The sequence below is a fragment of the Desulfoluna butyratoxydans genome, assembly GCF_900699765.1.
GTDB classification, from domain to species: Bacteria; Desulfobacterota; Desulfobacteria; order Desulfobacterales; family Desulfolunaceae; genus Desulfoluna; species Desulfoluna butyratoxydans.
Map to the genome: position 1 here is coordinate 775,993 of NZ_CAADHO010000003.1, position 20,340 is coordinate 796,332.

General features: G+C 52.8%; 17 protein-coding genes. 12 read left to right on the forward strand and 5 right to left on the reverse strand.

What is annotated here, in order from left to right:
* Positions 1-45: 45 nt before the first annotated feature.
* The 8 genes from MSL71_RS12140 (at position 46) to MSL71_RS12175 (ending at position 8,963) form a co-directional block, all read left to right on the forward strand.
* A complete protein-coding gene (locus MSL71_RS12140) occupies positions 46-972 on the forward strand; it encodes a transposase (protein ID WP_180140602.1) in 927 nt (308 codons plus the stop codon).
* Positions 973-1,863: 891 nt separating this feature from the next.
* On the forward strand, positions 1,864-2,304 hold the full coding sequence (locus MSL71_RS12145) for an anthrone oxygenase family protein (protein WP_180140604.1): 441 nt from the start codon (positions 1,864-1,866) through the stop codon (positions 2,302-2,304).
* 573 nt (positions 2,305-2,877) lie between these two features.
* On the forward strand, positions 2,878-3,282 hold the full coding sequence (locus tag MSL71_RS12150; protein WP_246317776.1) for a DUF2251 domain-containing protein: 405 nt from the start codon (positions 2,878-2,880) through the stop codon (positions 3,280-3,282).
* 158 nt (positions 3,283-3,440) lie between these two features.
* Complete coding sequence (gene greB / locus MSL71_RS12155; RefSeq protein WP_180140606.1) at positions 3,441-3,944, forward strand: transcription elongation factor GreB; 504 nt, start codon at positions 3,441-3,443, stop codon at positions 3,942-3,944.
* Between the two features lie 129 nt (positions 3,945-4,073).
* A complete protein-coding gene (locus tag MSL71_RS12160; RefSeq protein WP_180140607.1) occupies positions 4,074-5,240 on the forward strand; it encodes an IS4 family transposase in 1,167 nt (388 codons plus the stop codon).
* A gap of 292 nt (positions 5,241-5,532) precedes the next feature.
* Positions 5,533-6,459 (forward strand): transposase, encoded by a 927-nt coding sequence (locus MSL71_RS12165; RefSeq protein ID WP_180140609.1) that lies wholly within the window; start codon positions 5,533-5,535, stop codon positions 6,457-6,459.
* A 921-nt stretch (positions 6,460-7,380) separates the two neighbouring features.
* Positions 7,381-8,364, forward strand: coding sequence for an SPFH domain-containing protein (locus MSL71_RS12170; RefSeq protein ID WP_180140611.1), 984 nt, complete (start codon positions 7,381-7,383; stop codon positions 8,362-8,364).
* Positions 8,365-8,603: 239 nt separating this feature from the next.
* On the forward strand, positions 8,604-8,963 hold the full coding sequence (locus tag MSL71_RS12175) for a hypothetical protein (protein ID WP_180140613.1): 360 nt from the start codon (positions 8,604-8,606) through the stop codon (positions 8,961-8,963).
* 528 nt (positions 8,964-9,491) lie between these two features.
* On the opposite strand, the gene ccsB is transcribed toward MSL71_RS12175, so the two are convergent.
* From ccsB to MSL71_RS12190, 3 genes are all read right to left on the reverse strand, one after another.
* Positions 9,492-10,307, reverse strand: a complete 816-nt coding sequence (ccsB, locus tag MSL71_RS12180; RefSeq protein WP_180140615.1) for a c-type cytochrome biogenesis protein CcsB — start codon at positions 10,305-10,307, stop codon at positions 9,492-9,494.
* A 73-nt stretch (positions 10,308-10,380) separates the two neighbouring features.
* On the reverse strand, positions 10,381-11,715 hold the full coding sequence (locus MSL71_RS12185; RefSeq protein ID WP_180140617.1) for a cytochrome c biogenesis protein ResB: 1,335 nt from the start codon (positions 11,713-11,715) through the stop codon (positions 10,381-10,383).
* Positions 11,715-12,317 carry a tetratricopeptide repeat protein gene (locus MSL71_RS12190; RefSeq protein ID WP_218951012.1) on the reverse strand — a complete coding sequence of 201 codons (603 nt, stop codon included), beginning with the start codon at positions 12,315-12,317 and terminating at the stop codon, positions 11,715-11,717. Before MSL71_RS12190 ends, MSL71_RS12185 begins: the two co-directional genes overlap by 1 nt.
* Before the next feature lie 524 nt (positions 12,318-12,841).
* Here MSL71_RS12190 and MSL71_RS12195 point away from each other — a divergent pair.
* On the forward strand, positions 12,842-13,519 hold the full coding sequence (locus MSL71_RS12195) for a winged helix-turn-helix domain-containing protein (RefSeq protein ID WP_180140619.1): 678 nt from the start codon (positions 12,842-12,844) through the stop codon (positions 13,517-13,519).
* Entirely contained in the window at positions 13,497-14,891 is a 1,395-nt protein-coding gene (locus MSL71_RS12200) for a sensor histidine kinase (RefSeq protein WP_180140621.1), read from the forward strand. Before MSL71_RS12195 ends, MSL71_RS12200 begins: the two co-directional genes overlap by 23 nt.
* A gap of 185 nt (positions 14,892-15,076) precedes the next feature.
* Here MSL71_RS12200 and mnmM read toward each other — a convergent pair whose 3' ends face one another.
* Both mnmM and MSL71_RS12210 read right to left on the reverse strand, forming a co-directional pair.
* The gene (mnmM, locus tag MSL71_RS12205; protein WP_180140623.1) at positions 15,077-15,661 is read right to left on the reverse strand and encodes a tRNA 5-(aminomethyl)-2-thiouridylate-methyltransferase MnmM; all 585 of its coding nucleotides are present in this window, start codon (positions 15,659-15,661) and stop codon (positions 15,077-15,079) included.
* A gap of 300 nt (positions 15,662-15,961) precedes the next feature.
* Positions 15,962-17,527: an NAD(P)/FAD-dependent oxidoreductase gene (locus tag MSL71_RS12210; RefSeq protein WP_180140625.1), complete on the reverse strand. Its 1,566-nt coding sequence runs from the start codon at positions 17,525-17,527 to the stop codon at positions 15,962-15,964.
* A 533-nt stretch (positions 17,528-18,060) separates the two neighbouring features.
* Here MSL71_RS12210 and MSL71_RS12215 point away from each other — a divergent pair.
* Positions 18,061-18,939 carry a hypothetical protein gene (locus MSL71_RS12215; protein WP_180140627.1) on the forward strand — a complete coding sequence of 293 codons (879 nt, stop codon included), beginning with the start codon at positions 18,061-18,063 and terminating at the stop codon, positions 18,937-18,939.
* A 371-nt stretch (positions 18,940-19,310) separates the two neighbouring features.
* Positions 19,311-19,856, forward strand: a complete 546-nt coding sequence (locus MSL71_RS12220; protein ID WP_180140629.1) for an REP-associated tyrosine transposase — start codon at positions 19,311-19,313, stop codon at positions 19,854-19,856.
* The last annotated feature ends 484 nt before the right edge of the window (positions 19,857-20,340 follow it).

A 20,340-nucleotide genomic window follows, 5' to 3' on the forward strand; every position in this document is an offset into this window, starting at 1 on the left:
AATCAAACCCACATCAGATTCTGTAAGACCGGGAAGGAGGGTGTTATGCCGCGAGTTCCCCGTATGGTCGTGACGGATTCAGGCCAAAAGGCCGCCTACCATGTGATCAGCCGAACCGCATTGGACGGCCTTCCGTTCGGGAAGGTCGAGAAAGACGAGATGGTCCGGATCATCCAGAGGTATTCTGCGATTTACAGCGTTGAGGTTCTGGGGTTTGCCATCATGGGAAATCATTTCCATCTGCTGGTGGAGGTGAGTCCTGCGGACAGCATGTCCAATGACGAGGTGCGAAGGCGTTTTCAGCTGCTCTATGGAGAAGAGACGGAATTTCCTGAGGGGTTGCTTGATGAGTACCGCGAGCGGTTTTGCAGTTTGTCGGCCTACGTCAAGGATATCAAGCAGCGGTTTTCTTGTTTTTACAACAAGCGCAGAAAGCGGAAAGGGACCCTGTGGGGAGAGCGTTTCAAGAGCGTCATCGTAGAGCAGGGAAACACGTTGATCCACTGCCTTGCGTATATCGATTTAAATGCCGTGCGGGCCGGTATCGTGAAACGGCCGGAAGATTATCGGTGGTGTTCAATCGGGTACCATATCCAGGCGGGAAACAAGGACGGTTTTCTCTCAACGGATTTGGGTATGCCGTATTTCGGTGTTAATGATGCCGCCACGCAGCTCAGGACATACCGTGAGTACCTGTATCATATCGGGGCTATCGAAAAGAGAGGTAAGGTCAAGATTTCAAAGAGGGTGCTGGATGAGGAGACCGTGGAAGGGTTTGATATGAACCGGCTTCGGAGGTTACGTTATAAGTCGCGCTATTTTACGGATTCAGGGATCATTGGTTCCAGGGCCTTTGTCGAGGCACGGTATGAAACCTTTAAGGATCTTTTTGGATCAGCACGTGAGAAAATCCCAAAACGCGTCAAAGGAATTGAGGGAATGTATTCTTTAAAACGGTTGTCCGATGCATGATTTCTTAGGGTGGGATTGCATTTTTACCAATCTATAACCCTTCGCCTTGGCACGTTGTGGGTCGATACCATGGCTTCAGGGTTGGGTATGCGTTTTCCCTTTTTTGACCCCACCCTGAAGATTGAATTCGATTTTTTTTCTTGAGAAGCTTTTTTTGGTGGTCGCCTTGGTTTGATTCGGGGACATCTACGAGCCTATTTGTTAAATCCGTTTTGAGGATTAAAAAAAAAAGCCTGTCCCCTATAACTATAAACTATTTAAAGATCTCTTCGGGTCCACACGTGAGAGAATCCCAAAGCGTGTCAAAGGCATTGAGGGGATGTACTCCTTAAAATGCCTGGCTGAAGCATGATTTAGCAGGGTGTTTTCTCTTTTTACCGGATCAGAACACGTCTCCACCGCGTGGCGTTGTCAAAGGCATGGGGTTGGGATGGTTTATGTAGGATAAAGAGCCTGTCCCCATCAATCATCAAATCAAATTTTGAAAAAGGCAAAGCTCCAAATGCAAATTTATAACATTGAGTTTCAATGGAAAAGGGGGGTAGGCTTTTTATGCTATACACCCCATGCTTGCCTGTGAGATAATCCATTTGGTTTGTATGGTGTCTTAATAACACGGAAAAATAATTATCAAGACAACCCCGTATCAGCTTCTGCAAGGCTGTGATCGTGACTGATTAAGGCCAAAAGGTCGCCAGCCATGTGATTGGCCGGACGGAACTGGACGCTCTTCCGTTCGGGAAGAGCGATAAATACGAATTGGTGCAGAGCATTCAAGAGTAAGCCGGTAAAGAGCCGGCAGGCTTTTTAGGCTACCTTTCGGTAAAATGACATGCTGCGCTCTCAGATTTTCAGTGAGCAAAGCGATACACATTCATATCGGAGCCAAGAATGATAATCCAAATTATTGCACTGTTTTGTTGTGGTACTTTTTTTGGGGCGGCGTTCTATATCTCGATAGCACAACACCCGGCGACTTTAGAAGCCGGAGTGTCCGTTGGTGGTCGCTTTTTCCCTCCCATGTATAAACGTGCAGCGCCACTGCAAATTACACTTGCAGTGGCTGGGTTCATTTCAGGCGTAGTCGTTTGGTTCAATGGGATGAGTCTACTCTGGCTTATTGGTGCACTCTTTCTTATTTCCGTTGTACCCATAACCCTCATTGTGATTAAGCCAATCAACGACGTGCTGCTAAATTCAGATAACGATCCCGATTCTGAAAACACTCAAGGCTTGCTATCATCTTGGGGACCCAAGCATTGGCTGCGCACCATAGCAAGCGGAGTGGCATTCTTGCTTTATTTATTTGCGGTTGTTGGGAACAATATCTAACGAATGAGGATAGATCGTGTGGAGAACGAAGCAGAGTGTTTTTTCAGTTTGTTGAACCATCGCAACTTTTTACAGCGCTGTCTGTGATAGTGGTACATCGGACAGGCTTTTATGAAACAGGGACAGATTCCATCTGCTGGACACCCTATGCTCGCCTGTGAACTATGTCGTGGTGTTGGTATCATACATTAATAATTCAAAAAGTATTCCCAAACCAAATTCACATCACATTTATCAAGACCGGGAAAAGGGTGTTGTGCCGTGAGTTCCCCGTATGCCTGACAGATTCAGGGCAAAAAGGCGCGTACCATGTGATTAGCCGGATACCTGTCCCTATTTGGTCCATGCTGCGAGGTGGGATGGTCTTTTTTTGTGGCTGGTGTGATCTCTTTTATGGTACAAATCCCTAAAATTAGAAAATGTTCGTAAAAAAAAACAGGATTTGGGTTGTCAAAAGCTGCGCGTTTCGTTCTGCAATGTTTGGCAACCGGTTGGCTCACTCACTGTGAGTCTTCTTTTTTTATCGGTCCATGGTTTTGATGATGTCTCTTTTTCTTTATGTATGGTGAGGTCATGGCTCAATCAATGATTTATGAAGAACAGCAGATAATGATTGGTCAAGAGACTGTTGTTGAGTGCCGTTCACCCAAGAATGGCTTTATGGTTGTTTTTGAAGATGATGGCAAAACAGGTTATTTTTATGGGTTGGATATGGCTCTTCATGGCAATCCAATTCTTGATGCGTTGCATATTTACGATGCCGAAAATGTCTCAGATGCGCATTTGCCTTCAACCGTTCAGGTCGTATGGTCGGGTGATGGACTGAAATCGCTTCTGCTGATTAATAACTACCCACATGCTGTCTTTGACTTTGAAAATAAAAGAGGCTATTGCAAGTCCAATTTTCCGCCTGCGGATCTACGATGGTCTAAGTTTTCGCACGAATGGAGTGATTCGGCTCTTGAGCTTTTTGATTAGCTTCATAACAAACCGCTCATACCCGATGGCCAAAACCATGCTTCGGTTACCACGCGTTGACAGGCGGAATCGTTTTATCGATACATTTAATGAACGAACCAGAATACAGACAGAATATGATCTGGATAACATGGTTCATAACATACTGAGAGTTGAAAATGGGTAGATGGCGTCCTCCAAAAGAACAAGGGTCAAAGTATATCACGCGGGAAGGTGCACAAAAGTTAACGGATGAAGTTCATTACCTATGGACCGTTGAACGACCAGGTGTGACCGATAGAATCGCGAAGGCTGCCGCACAAGGGGATCGCAGTGAAAATGCCGAATACATTTATGGCAAGAAACGCTTGCGGGAAATTGATGGAAGGCTTCGATTTCTAACGAAACGTCTCGATGGGATGACTGTAGTCAGTCATATCCCTGAGGACCAGGAAAAAGTCTATTTCGGTGCTTTTGTTACCCTTGAAGATGATGAGGGGGAAGAGGTCGAATATCGTATCGTTGGACCCGATGAGCTTAATGTTGCCGAGGGAAAACTGAGTATGGATTCGCCTTTAGGTAAGGCAATACTAGGAAAACGGGTGGATGACGAAATCAAGTTTTCATCGCCAAAGGGTGTGAAGGTTTTTTGTATATCCAAAATCCGTTATGCTGAAAAATAATCACTTTAACTCACTGTTGTCCAAAATAGGATTTGACCGGAAGTAAACCGGTGAGAATTTGAAAAGAAGCTCCTTATAAGGCATGGTTAAGTTTGCCAACAAAGACCTCGCCAAACAAGGAGCATATCAATGGTACGTCATGCCAGCCTTTTCAGTCAAATCGTAGGTTTTTTTGATCGTAACCAGTTTGCCCGCTTAGTCTCAAACCACGACGCAGAAAGAAACGCAAAAGGCTTTAAATGCTGGGACCATTTTGTTTCCATGCTTTTTTGCCAAATAGCTCAAGCAAAAAGCCTCCGAGAAATATCTGGTGGTCTGGCCTCGGCCAATGGCAAGTTGAGGCACCTTGGAATGAAACAACCCCCAAGCAAGTCGACACTGTCATATGCAAACCAGAAACGGCCCTGGGAGATGTATCGAAGTCTCTTTTATGAAACCCTTGTCAAATGTCAGGCTCTTGCACCGACCAGGCATAAGTTTCGATTTAAGAACAAATTATTGTCACTTGACAGCTCAACGATCTCACTTTGCCTGGGCCTGTTTCCATGGGCTAAATTTCGAAGAACAAAGGGTGCGGTTAAACTGCATCTCCTTTTAGACCATGATGGCTACCTTCCAAGTTTTGTGCATATCACAACAGGTGGCACGCATGATGTCACCGTAGCGAGAAATTTGAATATCGCCCCAGAGTCAATAGTAGCTATGGACCGAGCCTACAACGACTACAAGCTGTTTTGTCGGTGGACTGAGGATCATGTCCATTTTGTAACGAGAACGAAAAACAATGCCGCTTATCGAGTGGTCGCAACAAGGGCGGCCCCAAAAAATCGAAATATTATCAGTGACGAAGAGATTGAGTTCACAGACAAAAAGTCTTATGAAAAATGTCCCCATCGGCTTCGAAAAATTGTCGTCTTCGATAAGGACAATGACAGGCACATTGAGCTGCTGACCAACCATATGACATTTGGGGCGACAACGGTTGCAGCCATTTATAAGGACCGATGGCAAATTGAGCTGTTCTTCAAAGCGATAAAGCAGAATCTGCGGATCAAAACATTCGTTGGAACCGCTGAAAATGCCCTGATGATACAGATTTGGACAGCACTTATCGCAATGTTGATCATCAAGTTCCTTCAGGCCAAATCAAAGTTTGGCTGGTCACTGTCAAATCTGGTTGCCTTTTTGAGGTGGAACCTGTTTACACACAGGGATTTGTGGGCCTGGATAGATCAGCCATATGATGTGCTGCCACTTGAGCCTATGTCAGTACAGTTAATGCTCCCATTTACGTGAGTTGGACAGCAGCCAGAAAATGGGGCCTGTTTTTTAAGAATTGAACAACATCCAGTAACCACAGGGGTCTCTCGAAGAAAATCCCCTTTCTTTGGGGAGGCTATTTTGGACAGTAGTGACTTTAACTCACTCCCTTCTCTCTTCTCTCTTTTGGGGACAGGCTCTTTATACTGGACATCCCATGTCTACCTGTGAAACAGTTTGTTGAGCTTGTATCATGCCTTAATAATTCAAAAAAATATTTTCAAACCAAACCCATATCAGATTCTGCAAGACCGGGAAGGAGGGTGTTATGCCGCGAGTTCCCCGTATGGTCGTGACGGACTCAGGTCAAAAGGCCGCGTACCATGTGATCAGCCGGACTGCACTGGACGGTCTTCCGTTCGGTAAGGTCGAGAAAGACGAGCTGGTACGGATCATTCAGAGGTATTCGGCGGTTTACAGCGTCGAAGTTCTGGGGTTTGCCATCATGGGAAACCATTTCCATTTGCTGGTGGAGGTGAGTCCTGCTGACAGCATGTCCAATGAAGACGTGCGAATACGTTTTCACCTGCTCTATGGAGAAACGATCGAGTTTCCCGAGGAGCGGCTGGAAGAGTATCGAGAGCGGTTTTGCAGTTTGTCGGCTTACGTCAAGGACATCAAGCAGCGGTTCTCCTGTTTTTACAACAAGCGCAAAAAGCGGAAAGGGACCCTGTGGGGAGAGCGCTTCAAGAGCGTCATTGTGGAGCAGGGAAGTACGTTGATCCATTGCCTCGCGTATATAGATTTAAATGCCGTGCGAGCCGGTATCGTGAAGCGCCCGGAGGATTATCGGTGGTGCTCCATCGGGTATCATATCCAGACGGGCAACAAGGACGGGTTTCTTTCATCGGATCTGGGAACACCGGAATTCGGCGAGGATGATGCCGCTACGCAGCTTAAGACATACCGTGAGTATCTGTATCATATAGGTGCCATCGACAAGAGGGGCAAAGCGAAGATATCCAGAAAGGTACTGGATGAGGAGGCGACCGAAGGGTTTGAGATGAACCGGCTGCGCCGATTCCGATACAGGAGCCGCTATTTTACGGATTCAGGGATCATTGGTTCTCGGGCCTTTGTTGAGACGCAGTATGAAACCTTCAAAGATCATTTCCAATCCACACGGGAAAAGATCCCAAAGCGCGTCAAAGGAATTGAGGGGATGTATTCCCTGAAACGGCTGGCCGAGGCCTGAGGGTTTTCTTATCCACTATTTTGAAACCGATGCTCGTGCCGTATTGTGTTGATTCTTTGAAGGAATATGCCTTTTTTTTTCTCTCTCTCATATTCCAAGTTGATGATCAGACTCGATTTCCTTTCACCTTTGTTTGACCATTCCACCCCTAAAAAGCTGTTTATGGTGCACTGCTATGCTTGATCCTGGGCTCTAACGGGCATGTTTGACGGATAGTTGCTTGGGTAGATAAAGAGCCTGTCCCCATAATAATAATTGAATCTAACGTATGTCTTTCATATGAATAGCAAATAGGATCTAAATTAAACTGGGGCAGGCTCTTTTTCTTATAGGCTCGGAGCGGTTTTATGACGTCGCCGAGTTAAGAAGGTAGTGCCTGTCTTTTTTTTGATCTTTGGCCAACGTTTTAAGGTGGGGATGAAAAAAGAGAATTGCTTTCCGTCGGTTCGGTGCGTGTGCGTGAATGTGCATCGATTATTGACGGTATGACTTAAAGATAGTTATTCTTCCTATTTTGAAAATGTTCTTTCCTAAGTATCGGTAAGTTTTTTCAAATTGATAAAAATCGTTTTTAGGCGTATGAGGAATCAATGCATGGCTCTTTCTTCCCCTACGGACGGCTCTGTATGCTATGGGGTATGGGTATGAATGACTAATTAATAAGAAGTTTGTTTTGATAAGCCAATGGCTTGATAAATTACTTTGTTTTAATTTGATGAGTAGGCAGTTGAGGCCGGTCGGTGGCAAATTTATTCGTCATTTTGATGCATAAACGCTGTCGGATGGGTTTAACCTCCATTCCGGTTTTTTTTGCGTACGTGGCCATGCAGCGTGCCGACGGGTTCGGCTGTTGGGTGTTTGGAATCCATACGATGGGTTGGAAACGATTAAAGTTTTGAGACGTTTATTGAGGGTATGGGGATGGATAAGATTCTGAGTTTGTTGACGTTGTGGATCGTTCGTTTTGTGTTTGTCAAGGAAGGGACCAATGTCGTTATCACAAGGTTTGGAAAATACGTCAAGACACTGACACCTGGGATGCAGTCGTTTGTTTCGTTGTGGGGATTGTTGGGGAACGTGTATACTTTTAAGATTACTGACCCGATGACCTCTAATGTGATTTCGACCAATGAGGTGGATATCAAGGAGATTGTTTACGATTATCCTAAGGAGCGCGTTATATCTAAAGATAATGTGCAGTTCGAGGTTAATGCCATCATTTACTTCAACGTCTTTGATCCTTACAAAGCCCTATTCAAGGTGACGGATTATACCAGTTCTCTGCGCAAGTTGGTCCAATCGATTTTGCGGGCGGAAATCGGAAACCATGTTCTCGAGGAAACGTATTCCAACAGGGCCCTTATTTCCGAATCACTCACACAGGAAGCCGACAAAGCAACCGACGAGTGGGGAATTCGAGTTGTCAGGCTTGAGATAAAAGAATTTGAGCTGGGCGCCTTTGCAGAACAATTATTGCACCAAAAACAGCAGGATATCGAGAAGAGACAGCAAATCCTCCATGCAGAAGGATTACGTGAAGCAAAGATTAAAGAAGCCGAGGGCCAAAGAGAGTATGAGATAACCATTGCCGATGGTAAGAAAGTTGCTGCTGCCGCCGAGGCCGAGGCCATCATCATCAAGGCAAAAGCAGATGCGGATGCGAAAAAGATGGAGTTCGATGCGGAATCGTATGGGTATGAAGTTATCGCCAAGGTGATCCAGGCGCACCCGGACATAGCCTATTACCTCAAGCTTCATGCCGGCAATACGATCAGCAAGAATTTGAGTGAAGGCAAGGCGACGAAAATATTCCTTCCAAATTCATCGGAACATCTTATTAATTCGTTTTCATCTATTTCCGAAGCACTGGATGCCGGCAAGAGCACCCTTAAAAAGGATGCATAAACACGTTTGGTTAGGGGACGGCTTTGGGGCCGATCAGACTAAATAAAACGAGAAAAAAGAAAAAAAGGACAGGTTTTTTTATAGCGGATTCGTCTGTAGATCCGTGTAAAAAGTAAAGAGCCTGTCCGCTTTTGCCTCATGCTTTGAGCATGGTGAGGTTTTTTCTTGTGAAATTGTTATTTAATCAACACACCTCACCAAAAATATTTGTTCTGTATCTATTTATTTGGGAGTCATTTATGAAACGGGTGCTCTTTGTCATTTTTGTTTTTATCATGCCTTTAGCATGCAGTGCGGCTGAGTTTATCCATCCTGCATCGTTTTCTGGTTCGGAAAAAGAGAAAAAGCAAGTTATCGAATATATCAAGGAAAATGTGAATAGGGAATATTCGGCTATCGGCATGGGGAACCCCTCGACCCTGCGCATGATGGAGAATCAAGAGCTAAAATCCTTCAAGCAATTGACGAAGGTGACAGATGCCTCATTGTTGGACCGCGTCATTGACCAATACTGCGGGATCGGAATGTGCAATTACCAAACTCTTCTTATGATGTATAATCAGGAAAAGAAAGCCGCGAGCCAGTCCCTTACCTGGTAAATTAATGGACGTTTCGGAAGGTATGCTTGAAAAGGGGGCCCTTTTGCTGATCTTAAGAGCCCCTTTGGTTATGCCTCCGCCGAATCATACAGTTTGTTTCCTCGTAAGGATAACTTTTTACGACGATTTTATTCGATAAAGCGACCCGCCGGGGAACGCAGAATCGTGACCAAAAAGAGCTGCTAAAACCTTCCCCATATCCCTTTCTCTTCCATCCCCAATTTAGCTATACGAGTCGAACCGACCTTCCGAATCGCTTTTATTTATATTGGTGGTGGCAGATGAGTGAGCCTTCGCGGGGAGCGTCTTGCGAATCGAAATGTATTCGAAAATATGGTGTGTTAATTTTTATTGGATGGCTTGGTCTGCAGCGAAAGCCTTTGGCCACGCGAAACGTTTATCGGTGCGGGAGGTGTACCCTGTGTGCCGTGGGTGGGATGCTGCATTCATGGTGGGGTCTCACGGGCAAAGCCCGTAAGGGAATGCGACGAGCCCGAGGAACGAGGGCTCGAAGCATTCCCGAAACTGTTAGGCTCCGTAGCTGTGCAGGCCGGGAAGCAGGTTTACGCCGAAGTAAGTGAACATGACGGCGGCAAAGCCGATGATGGAGAGGACGGCGGTTTTCTTGCCGCTCCAGCCGCGGACCAGGCGCACATGGATGAGGGAGGCGTAGATGAACCAGGTGATGAGGGACCAGGTCTCTTTGGGGTCCCAGCCCCAGTAGCGGCCCCAGGCAGAGTTGGCCCATACCGCGCCGGTGATGATGCCGATGGACAGGAAGAGAAAGCCCAGGAGGATCATCTGGTGGGAGGCCTCGTCGATGTCGAAGGACCCCTCCTCGGACCGGGCCGCGTCGGGCCGGAAGAGGAAGAGAAGGCTCAGGGCAAAGGAGAGGGCAAAGGCGGCATAGCCCACAAAGCAGGTCATGACGTGGGCGCTGAGCCAGTTGCTCTTCAGGGCGGGCATCAGGGGGCGGATCTGTGAGCCCACGCTGGGGGAGAGGGAGGCGTAGGCCAGGGCCAGAAAGGAGAAGGTGAGGGCAAAACCCCCTGCGATGCGGATGTTCATGAGCCGCTCCAGCACCAGGTAGAGGGCGGCGATGGCCAGGCCGTAAAAGACAAGGGACTCATAGAGGTTGGATAGCGGAATGCGCCCGATGCCCAGGGCGTAGGACTCGGACCACCGCAGCAGGAATCCCGCCGTGTTGATCCCAAGGCCCACGGCTGCAGTGGCCGTGGCAGGCAGGTTCAGCCGGGTTGACTTGAAAATCCACGCACAAAAGTAGAGGAGGCCGGACAGGCCGTAGACAAAGGTTGCAATGGATATGAGCAGGGAGCTTGTCATCTCTGTTCTCCGAATCTGTTAAGTGTCATACATGATCACCCCATGCGCCAAGGCAAGGGGTGATCTTATCGTGTTAACCCAGCCTGTTTAGAAGCTGCCGGGCGTAGCGTGTGGCCCACACCTTGTTTTTCGGGGCTGCCCCCGAGACGGTGACGGTGCTGCCCAGGGCCGCCGGGGTAAGGGTGACGCGGATCTTTTTATGGCCCGTGAAAAAGGCCACGAAGCAGCCTGCAATCATGAGGATAAAACCGGTGTAGACCAGACCCACGCCGGGGTCGTACGTTACCTGAAGCCCGGTGTAGTAGGCGTGTTCATGGTCTGCGATGGAGAGGATCCAGTCGCCCTTGCGCATTTTGTCGAAATTGGAGAAGCGGGAGAGGAGCACCACCTCGGTTTTTGAGCCGTTGTCTGTGAGGGTGCCGATGGCGGCCTCACCCACAGACCTTCCGTTGAAGGCGTGGTTGGATGCGTAGCGGTCGAAGGTGAAGGTCTTGCCCGGGGCAAAGGGGACGGTTTCTCCGATGTCCACCGCCTTGGTCACGGTTTGACCGGTGGCTTTTTCCATAAAGGCAAAGGAGAAGTCCTTGGCCCCCATGGTGCCGTAGCTGGACTGGTAGAAGGTCACCCCGTTGTGGGTGAGTGGCTTGTTGACGATGATGTCCCGTGTGAGGACCTCCTTGTCATTTTCAAGAACCGTGAGGCTGGACCGGTACTCCTTGACGCTGCCCGTGTCGTAATGGCTGATGCTGAAGGTGTTGCAGCGCACGGAAAAGCCCAGGGGCTTTTTTTCGTTGGTGTTTCTGAGGATGATGGTATCGACGGTTTCGCCCTCGGGTACGTTCACCGCTCCGTCGAACCCGAAGAGGCTGCCCACCAGGGCCCCTGCCAGCAGGATGAGGATGCCTGCGTGGACCACGTCCGCTCCCATGCGGGTCCAGCGGCCTTTTTCGGCGTCAAAGGCGACCCCGTTCGGGAGGGCGACCTTCCGGGTTGTGGCAAATCGGGCGGAAAGGGCCGATTGAACGGTCTCTTCAAGGGTTCCGGGGGATTTGGGGCTGGTGCCTTTAGCCAGGGTCGGAAGCGAGGAAAACCCTTTAAACCCCTTGCCGAAGGAGAGCTTCAGGGTGGTTCGGAAGCGGGTCACCGTGCATACCACGATGTTGACGGTCAGCAGGATGATGAGCAGGACAAACCACCAGGAACCGTACATGTCCGTCAAATCCAGGATGTGGAAGACCCGGTAGAGGGGCTCGCCAAAGGTCTGGATGTAGTCGGCGGCGTGTTTGTTCTGGGGGATCAGGGTACCCAGCACCGAGGTACCCGCCAGCATGAGCAGCAGGGCCACGGTCAGGCGGACGGATTTGAAGTGATCCGTCACCGTAGAAAGGAGATTCTGGGACGCGCGCATTATTGGTTTCCTTCCTTGTCATGCCCCTCTTTGAAATGGGCGATGAATTCATCGATGGACTGGTTACCTGCCATGGCAAGGGGGTTGATCTCCCGCAGGGCCTCCCAGGAGGCGATGGCCTCATCGCGTTTGCCCAGGTCGTAGAACAGGACGATGCCTTTGTTGAGGTAGGCGCTTTCCTGTTCTTTGTTGACGGCAATGGCCGCGTCAAAGGTTTCAACGGCTTTTTGCGGCTGTTTGTTTCGCCGGTACATAATCCCCAGGTCGGTGAGGACGTTGGCATTGTCGGGTGTGATGGCAAGGGCGCGGTTGTACGCGTCGATGGACTTGGCGTACTGGTCCGTATCAAAGTAGGTGTTGCCCAGGCGGATAAGCAGGTCCGCGTTATTCGGGTTCTCGGCAAGTTGCTGCTCCAGGGCCTGGGCCATCTGTGCCAGCTTGGCGTTGCCCTGGGGCGCGGTGGTGGCGTAGCCCGGGGCTTTCATTTTCCAGGCCGATAAGGCAACCCCGGCGAAAAAACCGATGGCAAGGGCCAGAATGAGGAGGAGAGGCGAGGTTCGGGTGACGACCTTGCCTTCTGGTCTGTCAAGTTTATCCGTCATGGGATGTGTTCCTGTTTTTTGGGTACGGGTGTCTGTAAGGTGGTACGGCCGAGACGGAACGGATACCTGTGTTGATGCGTCACCTGAGTATGATGTTCTTGAATGTGTCAATTCCATCGCGTTAGCCGTGTTCCGTCTCGGCCGCGTTCGTACCATAGCGAAGTCGTGTTGCCGAAACCTTTCCGGGACATTACAATGATGAAAGGAACCTCCGCTCCGTTGACAGGGGAAGGGGGCTTTTTTTAGGGTACGCAGATAGAATGATTTTTTTTGTAACTATTCAGTTCAAAGCTGCCTCAGGCGGTCCTGCCGGGGGCTAAACTTTTAAAAAAAGTTTAATAAATTAGGTCATAAAAAACAGTTAGATGAATGCCGTTTTAAAAGCAGACGTGATTTGACCCGAGGAACGAGGGGCAAATTACATCTGCTATCTGCTATCGAGGTGGCACACCTTGCCGCCGGAGGCTGGTTTTTGGATCTGAATAGTTACCTTTTCTTAAGAGAACCTCACGTCGAGGATGTACATGCGGATACTCATTATTGAAGATGACATAGAGATTGCAGGATTTATCGCCAAAGGGTTCAGGCAGGAGGGTTTTGCCGTGGACACGGCCCATCGGGGGGACGACGGCCTGGTGCTTGCCCTGGAGGAGTCTTACGATGCGGCTGTCATCGACATCATGCTGCCCGGGTGCAACGGCCTGGAGATCATCGAGGCCATGCGGGAAAAGCGGGTCAACACCCCGGTGCTCATCTTGAGCGCCAAGCGGTCCGTGGACGACCGGGTACGTGGCATCCAGCGCGGCGGGGACGACTACATGGTCAAGCCCTTTGCCTTCTCAGAGCTCTTGGTGCGGATCCAGGCCCTGATCCGGCGTTCCGGCGGGGTGGCCGAGGCCTCCACCCTCACCGTGGGGGACCTGTTCATGGACCTGTTAAAACGGGGGGTAAAGCGCGGGGACACCGTGCTGGAGCTTCAGCCCAGGGAGTTCTCCCTTCTGGAATACCTCATGCGAAACGCGGAGAGGCCCGTCTCCAAGACCATGATCTTGGAGCATGTGTGGGACCTTCACTTCGACCCCCAGACCAATGTGGTGGATGTGCTGGTCTGCCGCCTGAGAAACAAAGTGGACAAAGCCTTTGATGCCAAGATGATCCACACCATCCGAGGGGTGGGCTATGTCCTTAAAGCGCCTGCGTAACATCACCCGTACCCTGGGGTTCCGCGTGGGGGCCTGGTATTCGGCGATCTTTATCGGAAGCTCGGCTCTGATGTTTGTCCTGGCCTACCTTTTTCTCGGGGCCACCCTGAGGTCCCAGGATTACGAGGAGATTCGCCTGGAGCTGCGGGAGGTACAGACCCTCTACGACATCGGTGGTGTCTCCGCCCTCAACCGGTACGTGGACCAGCTGGGAAGCGAGCGCAGGTCGCGCCCCCTGTTTATCCGGGTGGCGGATCGGGACAATCACACCCGGCATATCTTCTCCCAGGGCAGCTGGGAAGATTTTGATCTCACCCTTCTTTCCCACGGCTGCAGTGATTGCCAGGGCTGGCAGACCCTTTCCTGCCGAAAAGGAACCTACGTGCTGGACGTGCTCTCAGGCCCCTTGACCAAAAGGGGCAACCGCGTGCAGGTGGGCATGAGCAGCCAGCGCCGTCAGGAGATCCTCAGCCAGTTCCGCCGAATCTTTCTTGTGGTGATGATTCCCCTTTTTGCCCTGGGGCTCGGTGGCGGTCTCTTTCTTTCACGCCGGACCCTTCGGCCCATCCGCGATATCATCAAAACGGTTCGATCCATAGACGCCGGGACCATGGAAGCCCGGGTCCCGCGTACCCGCACAGGTGATGAACTCGACGAACTGGCCGGGCTTTTTAACAGCATGCTGGACAGCATCCACGGGCTTATCATCCGTATGGAGAACTCCCTGGACGACGTGGCCCATGATCTCAGGACCCCCATGACGCGCCTGCGAAACGTCTCGGAGATGGCCTTACGGGAAGGGGGCGACCCCGAGCTGCTTCGCCAGGCCCTTGAAAAGGGCATCGAAGAGTCCGATCGCATCCTGAGCCTTCTCACCACCCTTATGGACGTCTCCGAAGCCGAGACGGGCATGCTCCGCATCACTCCCCGCGAAACCGACCTCACCGAACTCATTGAAACCATCGTGGAGATGTACCGGTTTGTGGCCGAAGAAAAGACCGTGGAAATCGACGCCACCATCGAACAGGGGCTTGTGGCCTCTGTGGACCCCCACCGCCTGAGTCAGGCCCTTGCCAATATCCTGGATAATGCCGTCAAGTTCACCCCCGAAGGCAAGCGTGTTGGCATCACTGCCCGCAGAGACGCCGACACCGTTCGCATCGACATCCTTGACGCCGGGCCAGGCATTCCCTCCGAAGACATCCCCCGGATCTGGGACCGCCTCTTCCGCGGAGACAGAAGCCGTTCGGAAAAAGGCCTGGGCCTTGGGCTCAGCCTGGTCAGGGGCATTGTGGCCGCTCACCACGGCGAGATCCATGTGGAGAGCCGGGAGGGCGAAGGGGCAACATTCACCGTGATTCTTCATCCATAAATATTATGGGTGTTGCTTCGTCGGGTGCGTTGTTCGTACCGTTATCTTCTCAAAAAAGTGGATTGGTTGTGGTCGCTCGGGATGATGTGGGCTGCGGCCAAATCCGTTGGCTTCGCGTAACGTTTGCGGTGCGGGGGCCGCACCCTACGCTTCGTCGGCCGGGCGGTATTGGCGTGGGCGCGCATTTACCCTTTTGGCTTTGCCCGCTCCATGAGGAGAAGAGTCTCCTGATTTCGTTCTTTGTTGGTGAATTCGTAGGAGGCGATGCGGAATTCGTCGTAGGGGACGGCTGCGGCCCAGGCTTTGATCCGTTGCTGCTCGATCTGGCCCTGGGGGTGACCGCCGTAAATGGCGATGGAGATGACGCCCCGCCTGTGGAGAAGGCCCATGGCGGTGCGGATGGCGGATAGGGAGGTGTCGGCCTGGGTGGTGACGGGTGATTCGCTTGCCGGGAGGTAGCCCAGGTTGAAGCTTACGGCCTTGATCATGCCGTGGGTGTCGCCGGGCAGGTGGTCGGTCATGGTTTCGTGCCCGGCGTGGAAGAGGGTGACCCTGTCCATGAGATCGGCTTTGGTGAGGTTTTCCGTTGCCCTGTCCAGGGCTTCTTGCTGGACGTCAAATCCGTAAACACGGCCCTTGGGCCCCACGGAGCGGGCAAGGAAACCGGTGTCGTAGCCCGCTCCCACGGTGGCGTCTACGACGATGTCGCCGGGGCTGAGAAAACGTTGCATGGTCTGTTGGGCGATATGGACAATGCCTTGAAGGGACATGGGAATCTCCGGAATGGTCGGGGTACATCAAGGGGGGACAGGTTTCCAAAAAGGGAACCGGTCCCACAAACATTCTGATCTGCTGGGTTGGGCTTATCACGGGCCGACAGCTCAGTAAACCATGAAGGCGCATTCCATTCGGATGCGCCTTTTTAACTGTTCAGGTGCTTACGGCGGGTCGCTTTTTTAAAAAAGCTCCGCAAAAACGTTTCGATTACATGCCCGATACGTTCACAAGACCTGTTTGTCAAACTTTTTAAACGTTTGGCCCCCGGCAGGGCCGCCGGAGGCTTTTTTTGATTACCCTTTTGTCTCCATCCATCGTGCCACGGCATCGGCCACATTCAGGCCGTCCATGGCCGCGGAGACAATGCCACCCGCGTACCCGGCCCCTTCTCCAGTGGGGAACAGGCCCGGGGTGTCCGGGTGCATGAAGCTCCCTTTGTCCCTGGGAATGCGCACCGGGGAGCTGGTGCGGGATTCCACGGCGATGAGGGTGGCGTCCGGGTGAGCAAAGCCTCTGTACTTTTTTCCGAAGGTCTGAAGGCCTTGGGCGAGGCTCTCCGCCACAAAGGATGGCAGGAGTTCGTGAAGGTCTGCCGGGTAGAGTCCGGGGATGTAGGAGGATGCCTTTAAGGTTGTGGAGGGGCGCTTATCAAGGAAATCCTCCAATCGCTGTGCCGGTGCTTTTTGTGTGATGCCGTCTCCGGCGGTGAAGACTTTTTTCTCCACCGCCTCCTGAAACTCAAGGGCCGCCAGGGGATTGGCCTCGGCGTCTTCCCCGAGGTCGTCCAGTCGCACCTCGGCCACGAGACCGGCGTTGGCGTACTCCGCGCTTCGGTAGGAGAGGCTCATGCCGTTTAAGACCAGCTCGCCGGGGGCGGTGGCCGCGGGCACCACAAACCCGCCGGGGCACATGCAAAAAGAGAACACGCCCCGGCCATTGGCCTGGCAGGCGATGCGGTAGCTCGCCGCGGGCAGGTTGGGGTGGCGGGTTTGGGTGCCGTAGAAGATGTTGTCGATGAGGGCCTGGGGATGTTCGATGCGGACACCCATGGCAAAGGGTTTGGCCTCAACCCGGATGTGTTGGGCGTGGAGCTGCCGGTAGATGTCCCGGGCCGAATGGCCGGTGGCAAGGACCACGGCGTCGGCGGTGAGGCTCTGGCCGTTTGCCAGACCGACTCCGGTCATGCGGCCTTGGTTCACCGTAAAGGAGGTGACGTGGGACTCAAAGCGAATCTCGCCCCCGGCGTTTAAGATGCTTTCCCGCATGGCCCGGACAATCTTGGGCAGGACGTTGGAACCCAGGTGGGGATGAGCATCCACGCGGATGGAGTCAGAGGCCCCGTGGTCAATGAACAGGTCCAGGACCCGGCCCACATCCCCCCGCTTGCTGGAGCGGGTGTAGAGCTTTCCGTCGGAGTAGGTGCCTGCCCCGCCTTCCCCGAAACAGTAGTTGGAGTGGGCATCGACTTTGCCTTCGGAGTAGATTTTTTTGAGGTCGAACCGCCGTGAGCGGACATCTTTTCCCCGGTCCAGCACCACCGGCCGGATGCCCAGCTCAAGCAGGCGAAGGGCGGCAAAATACCCGGCAGGCCCGGCTCCCACCACGATGACCTCTTTGCCGGTGGGGGCGCAAGGGGCAAAAGGGCGAAGCGAGGGCTCGGCAAGGGGGCCTTCTCCTGCCTCGGCGCGGACGGAAAACCGGGGCGTGCGCCCCCTGCCGTCAATGGAGCGTTTCAGCACCCGGTAGAAGAATGTTTTTTCATTGCACGGCCCGTAGGCTTCCATGAGCTTTTTTTTGACGGCCTCGGGGCTGTCGATTTCGTCAGGCGTGAGGCGAATGTCGATGATTTTTGAATCCATGGGGCTCCATATGGTCAGCAGCGGGAAAAGTTCTGTCCTGCCTGCCGTTTGGTTGAGTAAGAATCAATGGGGTTATCAGGGTTTTGGAACCGATTGTCAAGGGTGGGGTGAATGCATGTGTTTTTTGTCTTTTACAGTCACTTGAGGGTGAGAACATAAGCCCCCCGGATTCATCATCGCCACCGGTCTTCGTCCCCCAGGCCCACCACTTTCGCTCAAGGGCTGGGCTTTTGTCTGTTCTGCGGCTGCCCGCTTGCTTAAAACAAAGGGGCATGCTTGTATGTCCCAAGTGTGCGTGTTTGCTTGATGAGCCGAACTGTTGCGAGGGATTCTTTCTTATGATGAGGCAAAAGATCACATGGCCGATGGCGGTGGGCATGGTGTGGCTGTTGGCGCTGACCGGATGTGCAGGGAAGTCTGCGACCTACCCTGAGGGGCACCCCTGTGCCGGAACGGGCCAGCCCCGTCCCACCTGGGTGCATGACGGCGGTACCCTTGACGGGACCTTCGTGGGGGTAGGGAAGTCAGGACCCATGGAGGGCAATTTTTTTCTGCAGAAGATGAGTGCGCGGCAGATGGCCCTGGTAAACCTGCTGGATCAGGTCCAGGTGACGGTGGAGAGCAGCATGGAACTCATGGAGAGTCAGGCGCAAACCACGGACGGAGACCTCTCGGCCACCCGTCTTGCCACCCGTCGTCTTCGGGTGGCCTCCTCCCTAACCATGAACGACGTGACCTTCGCCGGAAGTTACATGGACCCTTCTTCCTGTACCCTGTGGGTGCGCTACACGATCAGGCGGGACACGGCGGAAAACCTGGTGGCGTTGAAACAGGCCAAGGCCCTTCACCAGATGACCTATGACGAAGAGGCTGCTACCCCGGCCCAGAAGCTTCGCTGGATCATTGATGCCCTGGCTCGTTTGAATGATGTCGATTTTTCCGTCCTGCCCAAGGACGCTGGCAACAGGAACCATTTCATCTCCGTTTTTACGGCGCGAAAAGCCGAACTGGAACAGCGCGTGAACCCGGGCATGGTCTGGATGCTTTCAGCCCCCGAGCCGCTTCGTTCCACCCTTGCCCCTCGAATCTCCAGCCTTGCCGAAGCCCACGGCGCCGTTTTTGTCGGCGCGCCCTGCCGTGAAGCCAATGATTGCCTGGGCCAGGCACGGGAGTATGCAGGGGACAGGCTCCTTTTGATCAAAGCCGCGTCCCGGATGCGATCGGGAACCCTCGGGATGCTTCAAGGGACCTTGCGGCTGGGGTGCACGCGTTTTGATGTCGGCACCGGGGCTCCTGTGGCCACCCACACGGCTGAAGGAAATGTGTTTGGGTTTCATGACAAGGTGTTGGATTGGGCCAACCTCGCTGAGACGCTTCTTGATGACGAAGGAATGAGCCCTGTTCTGAAATAAGCGCATATTGCGAGGGACAATGACTGGCCGAAAGGCCTGTGGCCCGCGTTACGCCAGTCGGTGCGGGAGCCGCACCCTACGCTTCGCCCCGGGCGGTGGGGTAAGCCGTGAAGATAGCGAATACCCGGTGTTTCGAAGGGTGCGCCGTGCGCACCGAGGGTCGTCCGAAAAGCCGGTATCGGTTATGGCGTGCGAGATTCCATTGGACGCAAAAGGCGATGGCTTGCGTTACACCTGGCGGTGGAGTAAGCCGTGAAGGTAGCGAAGAACCGGTGTCTCGTAGGGTGCGCCGTGCGCACCGCAGAACGTTCCGAAAACCGCCACCATCATCAGCAAAAATAACGTGTGCGATAAGACGAACGAGGTCGCGTATGCCCAATTACCGACGCGTATCAACCGCTGGTGCATCGTTTTTTTTTACGGTTGTTACCCACCACAGACAGCCCGTTCTCTGCGATGAGCCGGTACGGGTTGCCCTTCGAAACAGCATTGAGCGTGTCCGTGCCGTGGCCCCGTTTTCCATTGACGCGTGGGTGCTTTTGCCGGACCACCTCCATTGCATCTGGACGCTTCCCGAGGGTGACGCCGATTACAGCAGCCGGTGGTCCCGCATCAAGCGGTATGTGACGACCTGCTGCGGAGATCGCTTATCCCGCGAAGGCTTTTCCACAGAGTCCCGCAAGGCCCGCCAGGAAGGTACCTTGTGGCAACGGCGATTTTGGGAACATCGGATCCGGGATGAGCGCGACTTTGAAACGCATATGGATTACATCCATTACAACCCGGTAAAGCATGGGGTTGTTGAGCGGGTGGGGGACTGGCCGTGGTCTACATTTCATCGGCTTGTGGTCCATGGGGTCTACGATGGCGACTGGGGTGGGTGTGGGGAAGTCTCCGGCAATTTTGGGGAATGGTAGGGGTGCCGTGCGTGTTGAGGTACGCCCGATAAGCCGGTGGTTTGCGTTACGCCAGTCGGTGCGGGAGCCGCACCCTACGCTTTGCGCCCCGGGTGGTGGGGTAAGCCATGATGGTGACGAGGGACCGGTGTTTTCTGGGGTATCATGGGAACAAAAGCCGGTGGGTTGCGTTACGCCAGTCGGTGCGGGAGCCGCACCCTACGCTTTGCGCCCCGGGTGGTGGGGTAAGCCATGATGGTGACGAGGGGCCGGTGTTTTCTGGGGTATCATGGGAACAAAAGCCGGTGGTTTGCGTTACGCTTGGCGGTGCGGGAGCCGCACCCTACGCTTCGCATCCCCGGTCGGTGGGGTAAGCCGTGAAGGTAACCGGTGGCTGTCAAGATAGTTGTCGCCTATACACATCAAGCCGCGACCAATCCGAGGCCCTCAGAAACAACCTTTTCAGGGTTAAGGTAAACGTGTTTTTTGTGTTCCATATCCTTAC

Excerpts from the sequence above, each read along its gene's own strand:
- MSL71_RS12140 (WP_180140602.1), top strand. The coding sequence starts at position 46 with ATGCCGCGAGTTCCCCGTATGGTCGTGACGGATTCAGGCCAAAAGGCC.
- MSL71_RS12145 (WP_180140604.1), top strand. The coding sequence starts at position 1,864 with ATGATAATCCAAATTATTGCACTGTTTTGTTGTGGTACTTTTTTTGGG.
- MSL71_RS12150 (WP_246317776.1), top strand. The coding sequence starts at position 2,878 with ATGGCTCAATCAATGATTTATGAAGAACAGCAGATAATGATTGGTCAA.
- greB (WP_180140606.1), top strand. The coding sequence starts at position 3,441 with ATGGGTAGATGGCGTCCTCCAAAAGAACAAGGGTCAAAGTATATCACG.
- MSL71_RS12160 (WP_180140607.1), top strand. The coding sequence starts at position 4,074 with ATGGTACGTCATGCCAGCCTTTTCAGTCAAATCGTAGGTTTTTTTGAT.
- MSL71_RS12165 (WP_180140609.1), top strand. The coding sequence starts at position 5,533 with ATGCCGCGAGTTCCCCGTATGGTCGTGACGGACTCAGGTCAAAAGGCC.
- MSL71_RS12170 (WP_180140611.1), top strand. The coding sequence starts at position 7,381 with ATGGATAAGATTCTGAGTTTGTTGACGTTGTGGATCGTTCGTTTTGTG.
- MSL71_RS12175 (WP_180140613.1), top strand. The coding sequence starts at position 8,604 with ATGAAACGGGTGCTCTTTGTCATTTTTGTTTTTATCATGCCTTTAGCA.
- ccsB (WP_180140615.1), bottom strand. The coding sequence starts at position 10,307 with ATGACAAGCTCCCTGCTCATATCCATTGCAACCTTTGTCTACGGCCTG.
- MSL71_RS12185 (WP_180140617.1), bottom strand. The coding sequence starts at position 11,715 with ATGCGCGCGTCCCAGAATCTCCTTTCTACGGTGACGGATCACTTCAAA.
- MSL71_RS12190 (WP_218951012.1), bottom strand. The coding sequence starts at position 12,317 with ATGACGGATAAACTTGACAGACCAGAAGGCAAGGTCGTCACCCGAACC.
- MSL71_RS12195 (WP_180140619.1), top strand. The coding sequence starts at position 12,842 with ATGCGGATACTCATTATTGAAGATGACATAGAGATTGCAGGATTTATC.
- MSL71_RS12200 (WP_180140621.1), top strand. The coding sequence starts at position 13,497 with ATGTCCTTAAAGCGCCTGCGTAACATCACCCGTACCCTGGGGTTCCGC.
- mnmM (WP_180140623.1), bottom strand. The coding sequence starts at position 15,661 with ATGTCCCTTCAAGGCATTGTCCATATCGCCCAACAGACCATGCAACGT.
- MSL71_RS12210 (WP_180140625.1), bottom strand. The coding sequence starts at position 17,527 with ATGGATTCAAAAATCATCGACATTCGCCTCACGCCTGACGAAATCGAC.
- MSL71_RS12215 (WP_180140627.1), top strand. The coding sequence starts at position 18,061 with ATGGAGGGCAATTTTTTTCTGCAGAAGATGAGTGCGCGGCAGATGGCC.
- MSL71_RS12220 (WP_180140629.1), top strand. The coding sequence starts at position 19,311 with ATGCCCAATTACCGACGCGTATCAACCGCTGGTGCATCGTTTTTTTTT.